Here is a 19418-nt window from a genome sequence, read left to right on the forward strand (position 1 = left end):
CCAGGTAACGATCTTCCAGAGAGCGCTCTCTAAGTTTTCCTTTGGCCTCTTGAACCGGCAATTGGCACTTTGAATACTGGCTGCGCACCCGAGCCTACGAAAAGGATCGACATGCGCAGAACTCGCGTCCTGATAGCCGCCGCTGCCGTCGCAGCGCTCGGCGTCGCGGGCGGCGTCTACATGGCCACCGCGAACGCGGACGAGAACACCGCGCCGAAGCTGGAGGCCGAGGCGTTTTCGGCCCAGTCCGGCGCGCAGACCGAGGGGACCCGCGACACCGGCGGCGGCAAGAACGTCGGCTGGCTCGCCAACGGCGACTGGCTGCAGTACGACGACGTGAGCATCGGCGGCGCCGACCTCAGCGTCCGCATCGCGGCGCAGAACCAGGCCGGCGGGGCCATCGAGCTGCACCTCGGCTCGCCGGCCGGGCCGCTGCTGGCCACGTTCCCGGTCGCCTCCACCGGCAACTGGCAGACCTGGAAGACGGTCACCGCCACCGCGACGAGCGTGCCGGCCGGCAAGCAGACGGTCGTGGCGGTCATGAAGAGCGCCCAGCAGTGGGACTTCGTGAACATCAACTGGTTCACGCTCGGCACCGGCGGCCGTCCGCCGGCGACGGCGACCGTCGCGCCTCCGGCCGGCGCCTCACCGACGAAGACCGGATCGGTGACCCCCACGCCGACCGGCGGTACGACGAACGGCTCCGGCACTGCCGGCTGGGTCGACGTCGACCAGGCCGCCTGGCAGCAGCAGCTCGCCGCCTTCGACAAGATCCAGCAGCTGCCGATCCCGGGCGGCACGACCCGGGTCTCCGAGTTCCACACCGACTGCTCGGTGTCGGGCGAGGCGCCGGACGACCCGATCGTCTTCCCGGGCCTGCCGGGCGCGTCGCACATGCACACGTTCTTCGGGCCGAAGGTCACCGCGACCAGCAAGCCGGCCGACCTGTTCGGCGAGACCACCAACTGCAACGCGCCCGGCGACAACAGCGCGTACTGGGTGCCGCAGCTGCAGAAGAACGGCCAGCCGGTCAAGATGAAGAGCTTCCGGGTCTACTACGGCAGCCGGCTGGCGGACCCGTCGGTGACCAAGCCGTTCCCGCCGGGCCTGGTCATGATCGCCGGTGACGCCAAGAAGCAGGCGGCCACGCCGAAGGGCCAGAACGGGCAGTTCTGGTGCGCCGGCAGCGCCGAGGTCGGCCGCAGCGCCGACGGCAACTGGCCGGTCTGCGCCCCGGGCGGCAACCTGATCTTCCAGCTCACGTTCACGGACTGCTGGGACGGCAAGCACATCGACTCGCCCGACCACAAGTCGCACATGGGCAACGCGGTCAACGGCAAGTGCCAGGGCGACTTCCCGGTCGCGATCCCCAACCTGTCGTTCATGGTCAACTACGACTCGCTCGGCGGCGACGGGCTGGCGCTGTCCTCCGGGATGGCCTCCTCGATGCACGGCGACTTCATGAACGCCTGGAAGCCCGAGAACCTCAACCCGCTTGTCAAGGTCTGCCTGGACGCCAAGGCGAAGTGCGGCACCACCCCGTCGTTCACCGGCGGCTGAGTCCTTCCTCCACGCAGGTGCGGCGGGGTGTCTCCGGCTCAGGGAGACACCCCGCCGCTTTTCTTCATCTCCTTGAAACCCAAGGCCAGGTGCCCGGAGGGTAAGGTCCCGTCATCCTCGACGACGTAGATCCCTTCATCGGCACCTCCGCGACCGACCTGCCCGCCGCGCACGGTCTGGCCGCCAGCTGGTGGTGGCCCAAACCGCAGGTCGGCAACACGCACCCCGGGGCGACCTCGCCCCTGGGCATGGTCTCGGCCTGCGCGTACTCCGGGGCGTACCCCACCGGCTACGGCCGGTACGCCAAGAACACCGAGGGCGTGCCGGAGCTGCTCTTCGACCGGCTCCAGGCCAGCGGGTTCACCCACTTCCAGCAGTCCGGCACCGGCGCGATCCGCAAGTACTACAACTACGTGAAGGTCACGCCGATGGTCCAGGCGCTCGACGCGCTGGGCGAGGCGTGGCCGCTGCGCGACGAGGTGGCCGAGGCCGGGTACTACGCGGCGACCCTCGGCACCGGCATCCGCTGCGAGATCACGGTCGGCGAGAAGGTCGCCGTGCACCGCTACACGTTCCCGGAGAGCAGCAGCGCCCGTATCGTCATCGACCTGTCCGTCGGCGGCCTGGCCATCGACCTGGGCCGCACGGTGCCGCTGCGCGCCCACTGCGAGAGCCTGGGCCACGGGCACGTCCAGGGCACGGTCGTCATGGAGGGCGTCCCGCTCTCCGTGCACGCCGAGGTCGTCAACCCCCGCTGGCGCCAGATGCTGTGGTACGACCGGCGGCTCATCGACGGCGGCACCCGGCTGGACTTCGACAGCATCCGGCACACCACCCTGCGCCCGTTCGGCATGCTCTTCATGGGTCCGACCCGGGCCGGCCAGACGGTGGAGATCCGCCTCGGCTTCTCCCTGCGCGGCTGCGAGCAGGCGGCGCGCAATCTCCAGCTCGAGTGCGGTACCGAGGAGCCCGCCTTCGATCTGGTCCGGGAGGCGACCCGGGACCGCTGGCGCGACCTGATGGGGCGGGTGCAGGTCGACGGCGGCACACCGGCCCGGCGGACCGTGTTCGCGACCTCGCTGTACCACAGCCTCATCAAGCCCTGCTTCGCCGACGACGAGAGCCCGTTCTGGCCCACCTCCGGCCCGTTCGCGTTCGACGTGTGCACCATGTGGGACATCTACAAGACCCAGCTGCCGCTGCTGGCCGCGCTCGCCCCGGACCGGGCCGCCGACCTGCTGGAGTCCCTGATCCGGGTGTGCGAGGAGGAGGGCAACTTCCCGATCGGCTACCGGATGGCCCGCGGCGCCGACCGGTTCTTCCGCCAGGCCAGCGCCCTCGCCCACACGGTGCTCGCCGACGCCCAGGCACTGGGCCGGGCGCCGCTGGACTGGAACTGGGCGCTCGTGCACATGGTCGACGACCTGCGGCGGATGTACGGTGAGGACTTCTTCGAGCACGGCATCGTGCACCCGATCAGCCACACCCTCGACCTCGCCTACGCCCACCACTGCACGGCCCAGGTCGCCCGCGCGCTCAACGACGTGCACCTGGCCGAGGACCTGGAGCGGCGCAGCCGGCACTGGATCAACGCGTTCGACCCGGTCACCGGCCTGCTGCGGGACTCCGAGTTCTACGAGGGCGGCAAGTGGAACTACTCGTTCCGCCTGCTGCACGACATGGCCGCCCGCATCGCGCTGGGCGGCGGCGACGCCGAGTTCATCGACAACCTCGACCGGTTCTTCGGCTACGGCGCCGGCCCCGTCACGCAGCCGGGGCGGCGCCCGCCACCGGCGGAGATGCTCGCCGGCTACGCCCTCAACCGGTTCGAGGGCCTCAACAACGAGCCGGACATGGAGGCACCGTGGGCGTACCACTACGCCGGGCGCCCCGACCGCACCGCCGAGGTCGTCCAGGCGGCACTGACCTGGCAGTTCGGCACCGGCCCGGGCGGGCTGCCGGGCAACGACGACTCCGGCGGCCTGAGCTCCTGGTACGTCTGGGCCTCGCTCGGCCTCTTTCCGGTCGCCGGCCAGAGCCTGTTCCTGATCAACGCGCCCGCGTTCGAGCGCTCCGCCGTGCGGATCGACGACCGGGAGTTCATTGTGGAGACCAGCGGGCACCGGGCGAACCCCATCGGCGCCGATGGGATCGACCGCGACCCGGCACCGCAGTACGTCCAGTCGGTGACCCTCAACGGCCGGCCCCTGGACGCAACCCACATCAGTGCCGCCGACGTCCATCGAGGGGGCCGGCTGCACCTGCGGCTCGGCCCGGAGCCGTCGGATTGGGGGCGCAAAGTCCGGCCCCCGTCCGCCTCGGATCAGGTTTTCGGTCTTAAGGAGACCAGGTGACGTACATCAACCGCCGCCTCGTCATCGTCGTGCGGGCCGACCCGGTCATCTGCGGGCACTCCGGCGAGGCCCGCAACCTGGCCGAGGTCGCGCTCCAGCGCGGCTTCGACGACGTGCGGCTGCTGACCTGGCCGATCGCGGCCCTGCAGGCGGCCGGCCTGCCGCTCAAACCCCTCGACCGGCTGCTGCCCTACAGCCCCGGCATCACCGTCGAGCGCCCCGAACCCGTCGGCGACTACCGCGTCCCCGACGGCCGCCACCTGGCCGGGCTCACCGGGCGCCTCACCGAGCTGCTGCTGGAGCCGGTGCCGACGACGTGCCTGTCGATGTACCTGGTGCCGCACGCCACGGTCGTCGCCGACGCCGTCACCGCGGTCCGCGCGGCCGGCTTCAACCCGACGGTGCGCACGGTCGCCAAGGCCGTCGGCTCCGACGTCACGAACGTGATCCGCTCCTGCCTGCGCGACAACCGGATGGGCGCGGCGATCGCCCTGTTCACCACGTTCCTGGGCAACGACGAGCTGGTCGCGGTCTCGCAGTACACGGCCGACGAGATCGTGGCCGCGGCCGAGCAGGTCGACGCCCGCTGCGGCACCCGCTTCGCCGAGCAGTGCGCGCACCGCGTCACCATCGGCTACCCGCCCATCGACGCCTCGGCGTACCTGAACCTGGACCCGGACGACGTCGACCGGGCGCTGGCTCGCCGCGGGCTGGAGCGCGACGGGTACATCCTGTTCCTCTCGCGCGTCGCCCGGGCCAAGGGCATCCACGACCTCGTCCACGCCTACCAGCGGATGCGCTGCCGCTCGACGGTCAAGCTGGTCGTGGCCGGCAACGGCCCGGCCCTCGACGAGATCCGCGCCCTGGCCGCCGGCGACGACCGGATCGTCCTGCTGACCGACGTCGACGACAACGAGAAGCCGCTGCTCATGCGCGGCTGCGCGGCCTACGCCCTGCCGACCCGCCCGGAGCCCGACTTCGTCGAGACCTTCGGCATCGCCCTGGCCGAGAAGATGCTGGCCGGCGGCGGCCCGGTGATCACCACGCTGACCGGCGGCACCGGCGAGGCGGTCGGCGACACCGCCGTCATCGTCGAGCCGTTCGACGTCGACGGGCTGGCCGCCGCGACCGACCGGGTGATCCTGGAGATGACGCCGGCCGAGCGGGCCGCGCGGGAGGCCCGGGCCCGTGCGTTTGCCATGGCCTTCGAGCGGACCGCGGTGTTCGACCGGCTGTTCCCGGATGCGGTACCGTCCGTGCGGTGACATACCGGACACTCGGCGAGTCGGCCTGGGCGTGGGTGCTGGACCAGGTCCAGGACTCCGACGGGCCGTGGCTGCCGGTATCGGTTCCCGGCGCGCTCGCCGGTGACCGGGACTCGCTGTACGCCGGGATCGCCGGCCTCGCGCCGGTGCTGGCCGAGATCCGGCAGTATCGCGCGCCGACGGCTCGCGAGTCGGCGCTGGCGGAGGCGATCGTGGCCCGCCTCGCCCGGGAGGCGGCGACGCGGACCGACGTGTCGCTGTTCGACGGGCTGGCCGGGGACGCGACGGCGCTGCGGCTGCTCGACCCCGGCCGGGTCCCGGCGCTCGACGTGGCGCCGCCGGAGTACCACGACATCATCTCCGGCACGGCGGGTGTGCTGCTGACGCAGTCCTGGCTCGGGGTCGACACCGGCACGCTGCCCGACGCGCTCGTCGCCGGGGCCGAGCCGGCGCCCGGCGGGCTCGACTGGCGGATGAAGCCCGGCTACCGGTCCAGCTCCCCGAACTACTCGCACGGCACCGCGGGCGTCGCCACCGCGCTCGCCCTCACCGGCCGGGTCGACGCCGCCGTCCAGGGCGTGTCGCACCTGCTCGCCATCGCGGACCTGTCCGGCGGCGGGTTCGTCCTGGAGCACACCATCCCGCGCTCCACGCGGGAGGTGGAGCCGGTGACGTACACCTGGTGCCACGGACCGGCCGGCACCTCCCACGTCTTCGCCGCCCTGGCCCACGCCGGCGTCGAGTCGGTCGGCGGCTACGCGGTCGACGACCTGCGCCGCCGGTGCCTGCACTCGACGCTGTCATCGGGGATCCCGGAGCGGTTGCGACCGGGTTTCTGGGACAACGACGGGCGCTGCTGCGGTACCGCGGGCGTCGGCGACATCCTCCTGGACGCCTACCAGTCCCTGGGTGACGAGCGCTACCTCGACGGTGCCCGCCGGATGGGCGACGCCCTGGTCGAGCGGGCCGTCGACGGGCGATACTGGCGGTTCGTGGAGTACCGCAGCGAGGAGCCGCTGCTCCCGCCGGGCACCGGCTGGATGCAGGGCGCCGCCGGAATCGCCGCGTTCCTGCTGCGCCTGGAGCGCGTCCTCGACCGTGGTCCGAGCGCCCCGATCGTGGACCGGCCGGACAACTGGTTCGCCGTGCCGGCCGGTCTGCGGGTGACGACGGCATCGGCGGACCGGTCCGCTTGATCACCGCGGCCGTCACTGCCGGCCGCAGATGCGTGACCGCCGCCACGGCGGGTATCCGTCGGCCATGCGAATCGGCAACGTCGAAGTGCGCGTGATGGGCGGCCCGCTGGGCTGCCTGCTGATGATCCTGGGCTCACTGCTGCTGTCGGTGCTGTGCACGCTCGGCGCGAACCTGCTGCTGCGGCGCTGAGCGCTACCGCGCGACGATCGTCACGAGGGTGTCCAGCAGCTCCTCGGCGGACGTGTGCCACTTCTCCTGGTTGAGGTGGCCGGAGACGGTCATGCCGATGATGCCGTGGACGCTTGTCATGAGCAGCGCGCCGTAGCGGTGGGCGTCCGCCGCGCCGACCACCTCGGTGACGATCGCCAGGAACTCGTCCTGGCTGCGCTGCGCCGCGCGGACCACCGCCTCCGGGTCGCCGGCCGGGGTCATGAACATCTGCTGGTACAGGTGGGGGTGGCCGCGTCCGACGGCCATCAGCCCGGCCAGGCCGGTGCGCAGCTTCTCGGCCGGCGAGCGGTCCGGGTCGGCGCGCAGGGCGTGCACCTGCTCGCCGAGCCGGTCCCACGCCTCGGCCGCGACCGCGGTGAGCAGGCTCTCCTTGTCGGGGAAGTGCCCGTAGGGCGCGCCCCGGCTCACACCCGCACGGGCCCCGACCTCGCGCAGCGTCACGGCGTCGGGCCCGCCCTCGTCGAGCAGCGCGGCGGCGGCGTCGAGCAGGGCGCGGCGGGTGGCGGCGGCGGCTTTGGCACGGGCGACCATGCACCCATTCTACGGTTGACGCTGTCACATGAAACGCGTACCTTCATTCATATGACAACGTCACATGAAATCGTCGTCGTGACCGGCGCCTCGACAGGCATGGGCGCGGCCACCGCCCGCGAGCTGGCCCGGCAGGGCTACCACGTGCTGGCCGGGGTCCGCCGCGAGCGCGACGGCGACGCCCTCCGCGCGGCCGGCGTCGAGCCGGTCATCCTCGACATCACCGACGCCGACCAGATCGCCGCCCTGGCCGCCCGGGTCGACGGCGCCACCGTCCGGGCCCTGGTCAACAACGCCGGCATCGCCGTCAACGCGCCGGTCGAGGCCCTGCCGCTGGCCGACTGGCGCCGCCTGTTCGAGGTCAACCTGTTCGGGCACGTCGCCGTCACCCAGGCGCTGCTGCCGGCCCTCCTGCGCAGCCGCGGCCGGATCGTCAACATCAGCTCACTGGGCGGGCGCGTCGCCATGCCCGCCTACGGCGCCTACGCGGGGAGCAAGTTCGCGCTCGAGGCCGTCAGCGATGCGCTGCGCCAGGAGCTCGCCCCGCACGGCGTCCAGGTCGTGATCGTCGAGCCCGGCGGCGTGCAGACGGCGATGAACGGCCGCGGCGCCGCGGCCGCCGTCGGCCTGGCCGCCGCCATGACGGACCCGCAGCGCCGGCGCTACGGCAGCCTGATGCAGGCGGTCGTCGCGCACGCCGACGCGTTCACGAAGGCCGGCCGCTCCGCCGACGCCGCCGCCCGGGTCATCGCGAAGGCCGCGACCACCCCCCGCCCGCGCAGCCGCTACACGATCGGCCGCGACGCCGCCGTCCTCACCCGCCTGGCCCGCGTCCTGCCCGGCCGCCTGCTGGACCGGCTCGTGGCCGCCGACCTGCGCCGGCACTTCCCGAAGGACACCCGCGGAGCAGTCGCCGCCCGCGCGTGAGCCGTCGGCTACCGTTCGTGGCGTGACTGCGCACGAGCTCGACGATCCGGTGGGGGCGTCGCTACGGGGACGCCACGCGCACCTCGCCCGCCGGGCCGGGTCGGCGGCCACCTACGTCGACGGGGTCTCGACGTTCGCCGCGGTGCCGGCGGAGCCGGTGGCGGCCGACTGGGACGACCTGGCCCGCCTGCTCGGGCCCGGAGCATTCGCCGACCTGTTCAGTGCCGCGGTGACGCCGCCCGGGGACTGGGAGCCGGTGTTCGAGCTCGACGGTTTCCAGATGGTGCTCGACCGGCCGGCCACCGGCCCGGCCGGAGCGGAGCCTTCTGCGGCGGCGCTCTCTGCGGCGGGCTCGGCGGCGGCGCTCTCTGCGGCGGGCTCGGCGGCGGCACTCTCTGCGGCGGCTTCGTCGGCGGTGGTCTCGTCGGCGGTGCTCTCTGCGGCGGGCTCGGCGGCGGTGGTCTCGGCGGCGGGCTCGGCGGCGGCGCGGCCGGCGTTGGTGCGGCTTGGACTGGCGGATGTGCCGGACATGCTGGCGCTGACCGAGCAGGCGCGACCGGGGCCGTTCTGGGCGCGGACCATCGAGATGGGTGCCTTCTGCGGTGTGCGCGAGGAGGGTGCGCTGGTGGCCATGGCCGGGGAGCGCCTCGCACCGCCCGGCTGGACGGAGATCAGCGCCGTGTGCACCGCACCGCACGCCCGCGGCCGGGGCCTGGCCGAGCGGGTGGTCCGGCGCGCGATCGACGGGATTCTCGGGCGGGGCGAGCGGGTCCTGCTCCACGTCGCCGCGGCGAACACGGGGGCGATCCGGCTGTACGAGCGGCTGGGGTTCGTCGTGCGCCGTCCGGTCCGCTTCCACGGCTACCGGGTGCCGCCGGAGCCGCTCAGGCCAGCTGCTTGATCAGGAACCGGCACGGGTCGGCGACCTCGTGGCGGCCGGTCTCGTCGGTGTAGTGGTAGAAGTCCATGTAGTGCAGGTCCGTCTCCCGATAGCCGAGGCGCAGGTAGAGGGCCGCCGCCCGCGGGTTGCCGTCGTCGACGCCGAGCCCGATCTGCCGGCAGCCGCGCTGCGTGGCAAGCGTCTCGGCGGCCCGGATCAGCGCGGTCCCGATACCCTGCGACTGCCACGCCGCGGCGACCGCCAGGGCGTTGATCTCCGGGCAGCCGGGGAAGCGCGCCCGCACCGGCTCCGCATGGCCGCCGTCCCAGAGCAGCGAGGCGTGGCCGATCGGCTCGCCGCCCACGAACGCCAGCAGGTACGTGCCGTGCCCCGCGATCTGTCGCGCATACCGAGCATCGTGGTACCGGTTACGCCCCGTCGGCAACCGCCGCTCCAACGCGGCCAGGTCAGCTTCGCGGGCGGGTCGGATAAGCATCTCCGGCATACCGCCGACCCTATCCGGCCCGCCCGCACCGGGCCGGAGCGGTGACAACCACGATTGACACCCGCAAATTGCGCGGCGGGCTCGGCGCGGACGGTGCTCGCCCACGAGACGAACACCGTCCACAGTGCGCGTCCACGCAAACGCACAGCACCCCGCACATAAACGCATACTGCCGCCGCTGCTCAGGGCGCGCCTCGCATGCCCGCAGCCCATCTGCGCCCAGACACGCAGCCGCGTCGCCCGGCCAAGCGAGCGGCGTAGCCATCCACGCGCCGCTGACCACGCAACGTTTACGGCAGTCACTGGGCGATGCCGACCACGCGAACGCACATCTGGCGCCACGTGGACGCGCATCTCACGCGGGCACCACGTGCATCGCTGTCCGCCGCGTGCAGAGCAGGCCGGGCGAACGAGCATCCTGGGTCCTGCGTAGCGACGGAAATGTGCACCCGCTCACGTGCGAAGTTGCAACCGCGCAGACCGGCCGACCCAGACGCGCAACTCGCTTGCATGCGAAGTTGCAAGCGCACAAGCGCACAAGCGCACAAGCGCACAAACGCACGAACATGCAGACGCGCGAAAGTCCGACTGCTCGAGCGTCCGACTGCGCGAGCGTCCGACTGTGCGAGCGTCCGACTGTGCGAGCGTCCGACTGCGCGAACGCCCAGCCGTGCGCACGTCGACTGCGCGAGCGCCCAGCCGTGCGAGCGCCCAGCCGTGCGAGCGCCCAGCCGTGCGAACGTGTAGACGTGTGCGAATGTGCAGAACGACCGAGCTGAGCGCGTAAAGGTGCGTCTGCTCCTGAATGAAGACGTGCGAACAGTCGCGTTCGTGCAAGTGGATGCGTGCGGCCGCTCACATGTGGGCGGCCGCGCGTAAGTGTGCGTGTGTTTGGCGACAGTGGGTGTATGTGTGGCGGCGTCTGTTAATGCGCGAGCGCGTGGGGCAGGAGTTGGCGGCGGAGGGTGGGTGGGGCGCCGAAGAGGAGGTGGTTGGTTGTGGCGCGTTTCAGGTAGCGGTGGGCGGGGTGTTCCCAGGTGAAGCCGATGCCGCCCAGCAGCTGGATCGACTCGCGGGTGATCGTCCAGGCGGCCTCGGTGGCGGTCAGTTTGGCCAGGGGAGCGGCGGTGGCGAACTCCGGGGTGCCGAAGGTGCGCAGGGCGTAGCGGGCGGTCGAGGTCGCCTGTTCGTGCATGACGTACAGGTCGGCCACCCGGTGGCGGAGGGCCTGGAACGAGGCCAGCGGCACGCCGAACTGGTGGCGGCTGCGCAGGTGGTCCACAGTGGACTGTAGTGAGGCCCGGGCCACGCCGATGGACTCCGCGGCCAGGAGGGCGTGCATGACGGCCAGGGCGTGGGCGGCGCCGGCCCGGGCGACCCGCCGGGCCGGGGTGGCGGTGAGGATCAGGGTGGCCTGGCCGCGGGTGTCGTCGATGGTCGGCACCGGCTGGACCACGGCGGCGTCGGTCGCGTACAGGTCGCCGCCGGCCTCGACGATGAACACGCCGGCCGTGTCGCCGTCCAGGACGTGTTCGGCCCGGCCGTCCAGCAGGTGTGTGGCGTGGCCGTCCTGGACTGGGCCGGGCGCGGCCGGGCGGGCCTCGACGCCGCTGCCCAGGGCGAGCGCGGCGACCGTGCTGCCCTCGGCGAGCGCCGGCAGGAGGTCGGCCGCGGCCGGCTCGGACGGGTCCAGGGCCAGGGCGGCGGCCGTCGTGGACAGCAGCGGCGCCGACAGCAGCGCGGCGCCGGCCTCCTCCAGCGCGAGGCCGGCCTCGACCGGGGTGGCGCCGAAGCCGCCGTGCTCCTCGGTGATCGCCAGTGCGGTGAGGCCGAGCTCGCCGGTGAGCCTCGCCCAGCTGTAGCCGGGCGAGGCCAGGAAGGCGCGGACCGAGTCGCGCAGCGCCAGCTGCTCCGGCGTGAACTCGCCGGCGAACGCCGCGTCGATCTCCACTGTGGACACTCCTACGCTCGGGGGACGCGGCCGAGGAGACGGTCGGCGATGATGTTGCGCTGGATCTCGTTCGAGCCGCCGTAGATGGTGTCGGCCCGGGTGAACAGGAACAGGCGCTGGGCGTCGGTGAGGTTGTAGGGCGCGGCCCGGGCAACTGTCGCCGCCGGGCCCTCGACGGTCAGGGCCAGCTCGCCCAGGTCGCGGTGCCAGGTGGCCCAGAGCAGCTTGGCGACCGAGGCGGCGATCGGGTCGGGCTCGGTCGCGCCGAGCGTGCGCAGTGCGTGGTGGCGCAGGCCCTGCAGGCCGGCCCAGGCTGCGGCGATCCGGTCGCTGACGATCGGATCCTCGAGGGTACCCGTGACCCGCGCCCGATCCACAATGGACTGCAGCTCCCGGGCGAAGCCCAGCTGCTGCCCGAGGGTGGCCACCCCGCGCTCGAAGGCCAGGGTGCTCGTCGCGACCTTCCAGCCGTCGCCGGGCGCGCCGACGACCAGGTCGGCGTCGGTCTCGGCCCCGTCGAAGAAGACCTCGTTGAACTCGGAGGTGCCGGTCAGCTGGACGATCGGCCGCACGTCGACTCCGGGCTGCCGCATCGGCACCAGCAGGTACGACAAACCGGCCTTGCGTTTGTGTTCGAAATCGGTGCGGGCGAGCACGAAGCACCAGTCGGCGATGTGCGCCAGCGACGTCCAGACCTTCTGGCCGGTGATGCGCCAGCGGTCGCCGGTGCGCTCGGCGCGGGTCTGCACGCCCGCGAGGTCGGAGCCGGCGCCCGGTTCGGAGTAGCCCTGGCACCACAGTTCGTCGGCGCGGGCGATCGGCGGCAGGAACCGGGACCGCTGCGCCTCGGTACCGTGAGCGATGAGCGTCGGCGCGAGCAGGTACTCGCCGATGTGGCTCAGGCGGCCGGGCCCGCCGGCCCGCGCGTACTCCTCGAAGAACACGACCTGCTCGGCGACGGAGGCACCGCGACCGTACGGCCGCGGCCAGCCCAGCCCGATCCAGCCGGCCGCGCCGAGCGCTCGCTCCCACTCGGCGCGCAGCTCGAGGTGCTCGTGCTCGCGCCCGGGGCCGCCGCTGCCGACGAGCACCGCGAACCGGCCGGTGAGGTGCTCGGCCAGCCACGCCCGCACCTCCGCGCGGAACTCAGGCTCCATACACGGCCGCCGGCTGAGGTGCCCGGGTGAGCAGGTCGCGCACGACGGGGCCGAGCTCGTTCGGGTCCCAACGGCGCCCGGCGTCGGTGGCCGGGCCGTGCTGCCAGCCGTCGGCGATGCTCACGCTGCCGCCGGAGACCTCGAAGACGCGGCCGGTGACGAAGCCGGCCTCCGGCGACGCGAGCCAGACGACAAGCGGTGAGACGTTCTCGGGGGCCATCGCGTCGAAGCCGGTGTCGGGCGCGCGCATGGCGTCGGCGAACACGTCGGCCGTCATCGGGGTGCGGGCGCTGGGGGCGATGGCGTTGACGGTGACGCCGTAGCGCTCCAGCTCGGCCGCGGCCACCACCGTGACGGCGGCGATGGCGGCCTTCGCGGCGCTGTAGTTCACCTGCCCGACGTTACCCATGAGCCCGGCGCCGGAGGTGGTGTTCACGATGCGCGCGGCGACCGGCGTGCCGGCCTTCGCGAGCCCCTTCCAGTACGCGGACGCGTGCCGCAGCGGCGCGAAGTGGCCCTTGAGGTTGACCCGGATCGCGTCGTCCCACTCGGCTTCGGTCATGTTGGTGACCATCCGGTCGCGGGTCATCCCGGCGTTGTTGACGAGCGCGTCGAGGCGCCCGGTTGCGGCCACCGCCCGCTGCACGACGGACGCGGCGAAGTCCCAGTCGGCGATGTCGCCGGGCACCGCGGTCACCGTGGCGCCGGCCGTGGCACACTCCGCCGCGACCGCGTCGAGCCGTTCGGCGCCGAGGTCGTTGAGCACGACGTGATACCCGGCGGCGCCGAACGCGAGCGCGTGCGCGCGGCCGAGCCCCTGCCCGGCGCCGGTGATGACGACGGTTCTCATGTGTTCAGGACCTCCCGCTGGTAGCGACGCACCTTGTCCTGCAGCCCGACCAGGTCGTCCGGGTCGGCCCGGATGACCACCCGGGCCACGCCGAGTGCGCGCAGCCGTTCGAGCTCGCCGCGGTCGCCGGGCGCTCGGGCGGTCACCTCGACCGCGTCCGGGTCCCGGCCGGCCGCCGCACACTCGTCCCGCAGCGCCTGGCGCAGGCGCGCGAACTCGTCACCGCGCACGCCGAGCGGATACCACCCGTCGCCGAACCGGGCCGCCCGCCGGACCGCGGCCAGGCTGTGCCCGCCGACGACGATCGGCACCGTGCCGTGGGTCGGCCACGGCCGTGAATGCACAGGACCAAACGCAACGAAGCGGCCTGTGTACTGTGCGGGCGCCTGCGTCCACAGCGCGCGCATGGCCTCCAGGTATTCGTCGGCCCGTGCGCCGCGTTCCGCGAAGGGGACGCCGAGCGCGTCGTACTCCTCGCGCAGCCACCCGACGCCGATGCCCGCCAGCAGCCGCCCGCCGCTGAGCACGTCCACTGTGGCCAGTCGCTTGGCGAGGTCGACCGGGTTGTGCTCGGGCAGGATGAGCATGGCCGTGCCGAGCTTGAGGCTCGTGGTGTGCGCGGCGGCGAACGTGAGCCAGTGCAGCGGGTCGGGGATGTCGTCGCCGGTGGCCAGGGGCATGCGGCCGGTGGGGTCGTACGGGTACGAACTGTCGTAGGCGTCGGGCACCACGACGTGCTCGACCGCCCACACCGACTCGCAGCCGAGCTCCTCCAGCCGCCGCACGAACCGGGCAACGGTGGCCGGGGCGGCTCGGCCGTGCGCCGGCATGACCCCGAGTTTCAGCTCCACGGCGGGTACTCTACCAAACGCTTGCTTGGTAACGTACCCGCCATGCAGCAGGAATTCGCCAACCGCCCGGGGGTCGCAGTGGTCACCGGCGCCACCGGCGGCATCGGTGCCGCCGTGGCCCGCATGCTCGTGGCGCGCGGCTGCCGGGTCGTGCTCGCCTACCGCTCCGACGCCACCGCCGCCGCGGCTCTGGCCGCCGAACTCAACGCCCTGCCGCCCACCACCGCGCCCTCCGTCGTCGCCGGGCCGAGCGGGCCGAGCGGGCCGGGGGCTGGGCGCAACGCCGGGCCGTCCACCACGCCGGCCGGCGACGCAACGGTTCACGCCACCGGCTTCACCGACCACGGCGACGGCGCCCGAACGCACGGCACCACGCACGGCACCATGCGCGGCGGCGATACGGGCGACGGTGACGGGGGCGGGGACGGAACCGCCGACGGCCGCGCCCGGGGTGGTGAGGCCGGCGACGGCCTCGCGCCGGGTGGTGACGGGCGGCGGGGGCTGCGCGCTGTGACCGTGCGGGCTGACCTGACCGACCCGGCGGCGTGCGCCGCGCTCATGGCGGCGGCCGGGGAGGTGCACACGCTCGTGCACGCGGCCGGTCCGCACGTGCCGATGCTGCACCTGAGCCGCGTCGAGCCTGAGCGGTTCGCGCGGCAGATCGCGCAGGATGTGCTCGCGGCGTTCAACATCGTGCACGCCGCGCTGCCCGCGCTGCGCGCTTCGCACGGCAGCCTGGTCGCGGTGACGACGGCGGCCACGAGCCGGTATCCGGCCCGGGACGGGCTGTCGGCGGTGCCCAAGGGCGCGGTCGAGCAGTTGGTGCGCGGGATCGCCGCCGAGGAGGGCCGCTTCGGTGTGCGGGCGAACTGCGTCGGCCCGGGCATGCTCGTCGACGGCATGGCGACCCGGCTGATCGCGAGCGGTGAACTGCACGAACGCGCACTCGAGGCGGCGCGGGCGAACACGCCCCTGCGCACATTCGGCTCGGCGGTGGACATCGCCGAGGCGGTCTGCTTCCTGGCCGGCGACCGGGCCAGGTTCATCTCCGGTCAGAAACTCGACGTCGACGGCGGCTACGGGGCCTGACCGGCGAAGATGATCAGATGGACTTCTCGGTCACCGTCGCAGCGGGCTCGCTCCGGTCGAGCAGTGGGCAGGCGGTCGCATTCCCGCACCGGTGGACACCCGAAGGCGTCACCGTCGACGCCGAGTTCACCGGCGCCCACCTGCTGCATCTGGCCGCGGCCGGGTGCGTGCTGAACGACCTCTACCGCGAGGCGCAGACGCTCGGCGTGCACCTGGACGGGGTCCGGGTGACGGCCGCGGGCGGCTTCGACCCGGGCACCTGGTCGTCGACGGGCATCACGTACCGCGTCGACCTCGACACGCCGGCGCCCACCGAGGACCGGGAACGGCTCCTGCAGCGGGTCGACGAGGTCGCCGAGATCCCCCGGGCCATCCGCGCCGGCGCGGCGGTCGAGCGGGCCGGGGCCTGAGCCCCGGCCCGGCGCACCGTGCGCCTCGCTAGATTCTGGCGTTGAGGTACCAGTCCTGGTTCGAGCTGTCCGGGCTCGCCACCGGCCAGCCGATGACGGTGGCGCCAGGGCTCGTGTTGCCGCCGCGGATGTTGAGGGCGAGCCCACTGGCCGGGTTGACGATGTGCAGGAAGTGGTCGTAGTTGAGGATCGTCCAGTCCCACTCCTGGAGCTCGTCGAAGCGCCACTGCTGGTGCGCCGAGCCGTTGCACGGCCACTGGTAGACGGCGTCGCCCGCCAGGCCGTCGGTCTCGATGCACATGTTGCTGTGCATGTTGCTGATGTAGCCGGTGCCGTACGTCGGGACGCTCCACAGCTGGTTCGTGCCGGCGTAGCCGCTGCTGGCTGTCGTCGAGTTCGTCCAGTTCGTGTGGATCGTCATGCCGGACCCGACCGACCAGCCCGGCACCTCCATGATCAGCCGGTAGTCCATCCTGCTCTGCAGCGCGATGTTGTTGTATCCGGCCCAGGCGGCCGAGCCGCCGCCGACGACGACCACGCCGGTGATCGCGGCCAGGGTGAGCGTCAGTGCGAACGCGAGCTTCTTCAACATGGTGCCCTCCGGGTGTTGCGCCGGCCGGTGTGACCGGGCTGGACACCACGCTAGGAATAAGACACCGGGCCGCTCATCGGGCGAAATCCGTAGGCGCCGGTCGGGTAGGCGTCACCGGCTCGCGACCGCGATGCCTAGGACGCCGCCAGCAGACCCAGGCGGTGGGCGGTGCCGGCCGCCTCCGTGCGGTTGGCCGCCCCGATCTTGGCCAGGATGTTCGAGACGTGGACGCTCGCCGTCTTCGGGCTGATGTACAGCGCCGCCGCGATCTGCGCGTTGGAGCGCCCCTCGGCCAGCAGGACCAGCACCTCGTGCTCGCGGTCGGTGAGCCGGAACCGGCGCTGCGGCCCGGCCGGGCCGGGCCGCTCGGCATCGGTGCGCAGCCGGGCCCGGCGGATCAGCGTCCGGATGTCCTCGGCGACGGTGGTGGCCAGCTCGTCGGCGAGCCGGAGGCCCTCCTGGGCGGTCGCGGCCGCGGCCGCCGGGTCACCCGCCGCGGTCTGGGCCTCGGCCAGCCGGAACAGGGCGTAGCCCAGCAGGTAGGCCTCGTCGGCCCGGCGCGCCGCGTCCCCGGCCGCCCGCCAGGCGGCGACCTCGGACCGCCCGTCGCGGCGGGCCACCTCGGCCTCCGCCAGCGCCCGGTAGGCCGCGGCCGGTGCGGTGCTGCAGTCGACGGTCGCGGCCAGGTCCCGCAGCGCTGCCGTCGCGGCCGCGGGTGCGGCGCCCACCGGGTCGTCGGCCTCGATCCGCAGGCCGAGCCAGAGCAGTGGCCAGGCGTAGCGGACGGCCGTGCCGGCGATCGGCCGGTCCAGCGCGGCCCGGACCCGGTCCCGGGCCGCGGCGAACGCCCCGGCGATCCGGTCGAGGTCGGCCTCGATATAGGCGATCGGCAGGCTGTACTGCACGTCGTCGTCCCCGCCGCCGAGCTGGCGGCGGGCCTCGGCCGCGTCGTGCCGGGCCGGGCTCGTGTCGCCCTGCCACAGGTGCAGCTCGCCGCGCAGGATCAGCAGCGTGCTCGCGAACACGCCGCGCGGGTCCTCGGCAAGCGACTCCGTGATCAGGTCCAGGGCCTCCTGCCAGCGCCCGAGGCGGATCAGCGGCTCGGCGACGTTGCCGGCCAGCATCGCGCCCTGGGACCGGCCATGACCCAGCCGGGTGGCCAGGGCCATGCCGGCGGCGGCGACCTCGGCCGCCTCGGCGTGCCGGCCGAGCAGCTCCAGGCAGTCCGACAGGTTGATGTGGCCGCGCAGGGCGACCCTGTGCAGGCCGTTGGCGGTGGCCAGCGCCAGCCCCTCACGCAGTGCCGCCAGTCCCGTCCCGGGATCGCCGAGATAGCAGGTGACGCTCAGGCTGACCAGGGCATCGGCCCGCGCCGCGGTGGCCCCGACGGCGGTCGCCGCGGCCACCGCCCGGCGGGCGACCACCTCGCACTCACCGTCCTCGCCGCTGCGCGCGAGCGAGTTGGCCAGGGCGGCCAGCAGCTCCGCGTGGGTGCTCGTCACCGGCGCGGCCGGGAGCACGGTCAACGCGTCGCGCAGCTGCCGGGTGGCCTCCTCGTCCCGGCCGAGCCAGCGCAGGACGGCCGAGCGCCGGTGCACCAGCCGGGCGTGCTCGACCGGGTCGGCGCCGGCGCCGGCCGCCGACATGACCTCGTCCATCAGGGACAGGGCCCGCTGCAGCTCGCCCGCGCCGACCGCCGCCTCCACGGCGCACAGCCCGACCTCGGACCAGGCCAGGCCGGCGACGCTGGCCGGGAGCGGCACGCGGGGCCAGATCTGCAGCGCCCGCTCCAGGTGGCGCAGCGCCTCGGCCGGGGTGAGCCCGGCGGCGTCCTGGGTGCCGGCGGCCACCGACGCGGCCAGGGCCCGGGGCAGGTCGAGCGCGGCGTACCAATGGTGGGCGAGGACGCCCGCGACGCTGCCGTCGTCGGCCAGCAGGCCCTGGTCGGTGGCGATCGCATGGCCGTAGGCGGCGTGCAGGCGGACCCGCTCGCCGGGCAGGAGGTCGTCGTAGAGCGCGTCGCGGGTCAGCTCGTGGCGGAAGGTGTAGCCCCGGCCGGACGCGTCGACGACGAGCAGGTGGTGCTCGACGGCCTCGCGCAGGGCCGGGTGCAGCGCGGTCTCGGGGACGGCGGCGACGATCTGCAGCAGGCGCTCCGTGACCCGCGGGCCGGCCACCGCGGCCGCCCGCAGGATCTCCTGGGCCGGGCCGGACACCGCCTCGGTGCGGGCCAGCAGCACATCGCGCAGCGACGGCGGGAGGTCGCCGGGGTCGGCGCCGCCGGCCACCGCGGCCAGGATCTCCTCGACCAGGAACGCGTTGCCGTGCGAGCGCTCGTAGACCACGTCGGTGAGCCGGGCCGCGGACGGGCCACCGGCGATCGCCTCCACCTGCGCGGCGACCTCGGCCCGGCCGAAGCGCTCGACGTCGATGCGGTCCACGCCGCGGTTGCGCTCCCACGTGGCCAGCAGCGGCCGCAGCGGGTGGCGGCGGTGCAGCTCGTCGGAGCGGTACGTGATCAGCAGGAGGACGCCGACCTCGCGCACCGTCTGGATCAGGAACGCCACCAGGTCGCGGGTGGACCGGTCGGCCCAGTGCAGGTCCTCGACGATCAGCAGCATCGGCCGGTCCGCGGCCAGGCGGGTCACCAGCCCCAGGACGTGCTCGCGCAGCTGGGCGGCCGAACCGTCGGACGGCGCGGCACCGGCGGCGGCCGGGTCCAGCTCCGGCAGCAGGCGGGCAAACTCCCGCCGGGCGGGGCCGAAACACGCGTCGAGGTGCTCGGGCGGCGTAGTGCGCACGATCGTGCGCAGGATGTCGGCCAGCGGCGCCAGGGGGATACCCTCCCCGCCCAGCTCGGCGCAGCCGCCGCTGAGCACCCGCACCCCGCGCTCGGCGGCCGCGCGGGCGATCTCGCCGGTGAGGCGGGTCTTGCCGACCCCGGCCTCACCCGCGAGCAGGGCCATCACGGGTTGTCCGGCGACCGCCCGGTCCAGCAGGGCGTGCAGCCGCTCCAGCTCCGCACGCCGGCCGATCAGGACAGGACTGGCGAGACCCCCGATCACATC

Annotated in this window: 17 protein-coding genes; 9 read left to right on the top strand and 8 right to left on the bottom strand. The window is 73.6% G+C overall.

Translation table 11 applies throughout. The features are described 5' to 3' along the window. Window positions 1-111 precede the first annotated feature (111 nt). From Dvina_RS21290 to Dvina_RS55235, 5 genes are all read left to right on the top strand, one after another. A complete protein-coding gene (locus Dvina_RS21290) occupies window positions 112-1560 on the top strand; it encodes a DUF1996 domain-containing protein (protein ID WP_223104216.1) in 1449 nt (482 codons plus the stop codon). A 176-nt stretch (window positions 1561-1736) separates the two neighbouring features. Then, complete coding sequence (locus tag Dvina_RS21295; RefSeq protein ID WP_246656568.1) at window positions 1737-3914, top strand: glycoside hydrolase domain-containing protein; 2178 nt, start codon at window positions 1737-1739, stop codon at window positions 3912-3914. Continuing rightward, a complete protein-coding gene (locus tag Dvina_RS21300) occupies window positions 3911-5179 on the top strand; it encodes a glycosyltransferase (RefSeq protein ID WP_223104217.1) in 1269 nt (422 codons plus the stop codon). The genes Dvina_RS21295 and Dvina_RS21300 overlap by 4 nt, the downstream gene beginning before the upstream one ends. Further along, window positions 5176-6375 (top strand): lanthionine synthetase LanC family protein, encoded by a 1200-nt coding sequence (locus Dvina_RS21305; protein ID WP_223104218.1) that lies wholly within the window; start codon window positions 5176-5178, stop codon window positions 6373-6375. Before Dvina_RS21300 ends, Dvina_RS21305 begins: the two co-directional genes overlap by 4 nt. Before the next feature lie 64 nt (window positions 6376-6439). Beyond that, a complete protein-coding gene (locus Dvina_RS55235) occupies window positions 6440-6565 on the top strand; it encodes a hypothetical protein (protein WP_281428397.1) in 126 nt (41 codons plus the stop codon). Between the two features lie 3 nt (window positions 6566-6568). On the opposite strand, the gene Dvina_RS21310 is transcribed toward Dvina_RS55235, so the two are convergent. After that, window positions 6569-7138 (bottom strand): TetR/AcrR family transcriptional regulator, encoded by a 570-nt coding sequence (locus Dvina_RS21310; RefSeq protein ID WP_223104219.1) that lies wholly within the window; start codon window positions 7136-7138, stop codon window positions 6569-6571. A gap of 51 nt (window positions 7139-7189) precedes the next feature. Here Dvina_RS21310 and Dvina_RS21315 point away from each other — a divergent pair, with 51 nt between their 5' ends. Both Dvina_RS21315 and Dvina_RS21320 read left to right on the top strand, forming a co-directional pair. Continuing rightward, window positions 7190-8065: an SDR family oxidoreductase gene (locus Dvina_RS21315; RefSeq protein WP_223104220.1), complete on the top strand. Its 876-nt coding sequence runs from the start codon at window positions 7190-7192 to the stop codon at window positions 8063-8065. A gap of 22 nt (window positions 8066-8087) precedes the next feature. Beyond that, window positions 8088-8966 carry a GNAT family N-acetyltransferase gene (locus tag Dvina_RS21320; RefSeq protein WP_246656354.1) on the top strand — a complete coding sequence of 293 codons (879 nt, stop codon included), beginning with the start codon at window positions 8088-8090 and terminating at the stop codon, window positions 8964-8966. On the opposite strand, the gene Dvina_RS21325 is transcribed toward Dvina_RS21320, so the two are convergent. From Dvina_RS21325 to Dvina_RS21345, 5 genes are all read right to left on the bottom strand, one after another. Beyond that, entirely contained in the window at window positions 8950-9450 is a 501-nt protein-coding gene (locus tag Dvina_RS21325) for a GNAT family N-acetyltransferase (RefSeq protein ID WP_246656355.1), read from the bottom strand. The two genes, Dvina_RS21320 and Dvina_RS21325, sit on opposite strands and share 17 nt — an antisense overlap. Before the next feature lie 925 nt (window positions 9451-10375). After that, window positions 10376-11401 carry an acyl-CoA dehydrogenase family protein gene (locus Dvina_RS21330; RefSeq protein ID WP_223104221.1) on the bottom strand — a complete coding sequence of 342 codons (1026 nt, stop codon included), beginning with the start codon at window positions 11399-11401 and terminating at the stop codon, window positions 10376-10378. A gap of 11 nt (window positions 11402-11412) precedes the next feature. Next, the gene (locus Dvina_RS21335) at window positions 11413-12558 is read right to left on the bottom strand and encodes an acyl-CoA dehydrogenase family protein (protein WP_223104222.1); all 1146 of its coding nucleotides are present in this window, start codon (window positions 12556-12558) and stop codon (window positions 11413-11415) included. Further along, on the bottom strand, window positions 12548-13408 hold the full coding sequence (locus Dvina_RS21340) for an SDR family oxidoreductase (RefSeq protein ID WP_223104223.1): 861 nt from the start codon (window positions 13406-13408) through the stop codon (window positions 12548-12550). Before Dvina_RS21340 ends, Dvina_RS21335 begins: the two co-directional genes overlap by 11 nt. Continuing rightward, a complete protein-coding gene (locus tag Dvina_RS21345; RefSeq protein ID WP_223104224.1) occupies window positions 13405-14259 on the bottom strand; it encodes an LLM class F420-dependent oxidoreductase in 855 nt (284 codons plus the stop codon). Before Dvina_RS21345 ends, Dvina_RS21340 begins: the two co-directional genes overlap by 4 nt. A 42-nt stretch (window positions 14260-14301) precedes the next feature. Between Dvina_RS21345 and Dvina_RS21350 the strand changes: the two genes are divergently transcribed. Together Dvina_RS21350 and Dvina_RS21355 are read left to right on the top strand one after the other, a co-directional pair. Beyond that, window positions 14302-15348 (top strand): SDR family NAD(P)-dependent oxidoreductase, encoded by a 1047-nt coding sequence (locus tag Dvina_RS21350; protein ID WP_223104225.1) that lies wholly within the window; start codon window positions 14302-14304, stop codon window positions 15346-15348. 17 nt (window positions 15349-15365) lie between these two features. Continuing rightward, complete coding sequence (locus Dvina_RS21355; RefSeq protein ID WP_223104226.1) at window positions 15366-15758, top strand: OsmC family protein; 393 nt, start codon at window positions 15366-15368, stop codon at window positions 15756-15758. A gap of 28 nt (window positions 15759-15786) precedes the next feature. On the opposite strand, the gene Dvina_RS21360 is transcribed toward Dvina_RS21355, so the two are convergent. Next, complete coding sequence (locus Dvina_RS21360; protein ID WP_223104227.1) at window positions 15787-16350, bottom strand: RICIN domain-containing protein; 564 nt, start codon at window positions 16348-16350, stop codon at window positions 15787-15789. A 134-nt stretch (window positions 16351-16484) separates the two neighbouring features. Beyond that, window positions 16485-19415, bottom strand: a complete 2931-nt coding sequence (locus tag Dvina_RS21365; RefSeq protein ID WP_223104228.1) for a helix-turn-helix transcriptional regulator — start codon at window positions 19413-19415, stop codon at window positions 16485-16487. Window positions 19416-19418: the final 3 nt, after the last annotated feature.

The sequence above is a fragment of the Dactylosporangium vinaceum genome (assembly GCF_019904175.1).
In the GTDB taxonomy this organism is placed as follows: Bacteria; Actinomycetota; Actinomycetes; order Mycobacteriales; family Micromonosporaceae; genus Dactylosporangium; species Dactylosporangium vinaceum.

Coding starts and splice junctions, on each gene's coding strand:
- Dvina_RS21340 (WP_223104223.1), bottom strand. CDS start 13,408: ATGAGAACCGTCGTCATCACCGGCGCCGGGCAGGGGCTCGGCCGCGCG.
- Dvina_RS21360 (WP_223104227.1), bottom strand. CDS start 16,350: ATGTTGAAGAAGCTCGCGTTCGCACTGACGCTCACCCTGGCCGCGATC.
- Dvina_RS21315 (WP_223104220.1), top strand. CDS start 7,190: ATGACAACGTCACATGAAATCGTCGTCGTGACCGGCGCCTCGACAGGC.
- Dvina_RS21325 (WP_246656355.1), bottom strand. CDS start 9,450: ATGCCGGAGATGCTTATCCGACCCGCCCGCGAAGCTGACCTGGCCGCG.
- Dvina_RS21350 (WP_223104225.1), top strand. CDS start 14,302: ATGCAGCAGGAATTCGCCAACCGCCCGGGGGTCGCAGTGGTCACCGGC.
- Dvina_RS21335 (WP_223104222.1), bottom strand. CDS start 12,558: ATGGAGCCTGAGTTCCGCGCGGAGGTGCGGGCGTGGCTGGCCGAGCAC.
- Dvina_RS21355 (WP_223104226.1), top strand. CDS start 15,366: ATGGACTTCTCGGTCACCGTCGCAGCGGGCTCGCTCCGGTCGAGCAGT.
- Dvina_RS21310 (WP_223104219.1), bottom strand. CDS start 7,138: ATGGTCGCCCGTGCCAAAGCCGCCGCCGCCACCCGCCGCGCCCTGCTC.
- Dvina_RS55235 (WP_281428397.1), top strand. CDS start 6,440: ATGCGAATCGGCAACGTCGAAGTGCGCGTGATGGGCGGCCCGCTGGGC.
- Dvina_RS21290 (WP_223104216.1), top strand. CDS start 112: ATGCGCAGAACTCGCGTCCTGATAGCCGCCGCTGCCGTCGCAGCGCTC.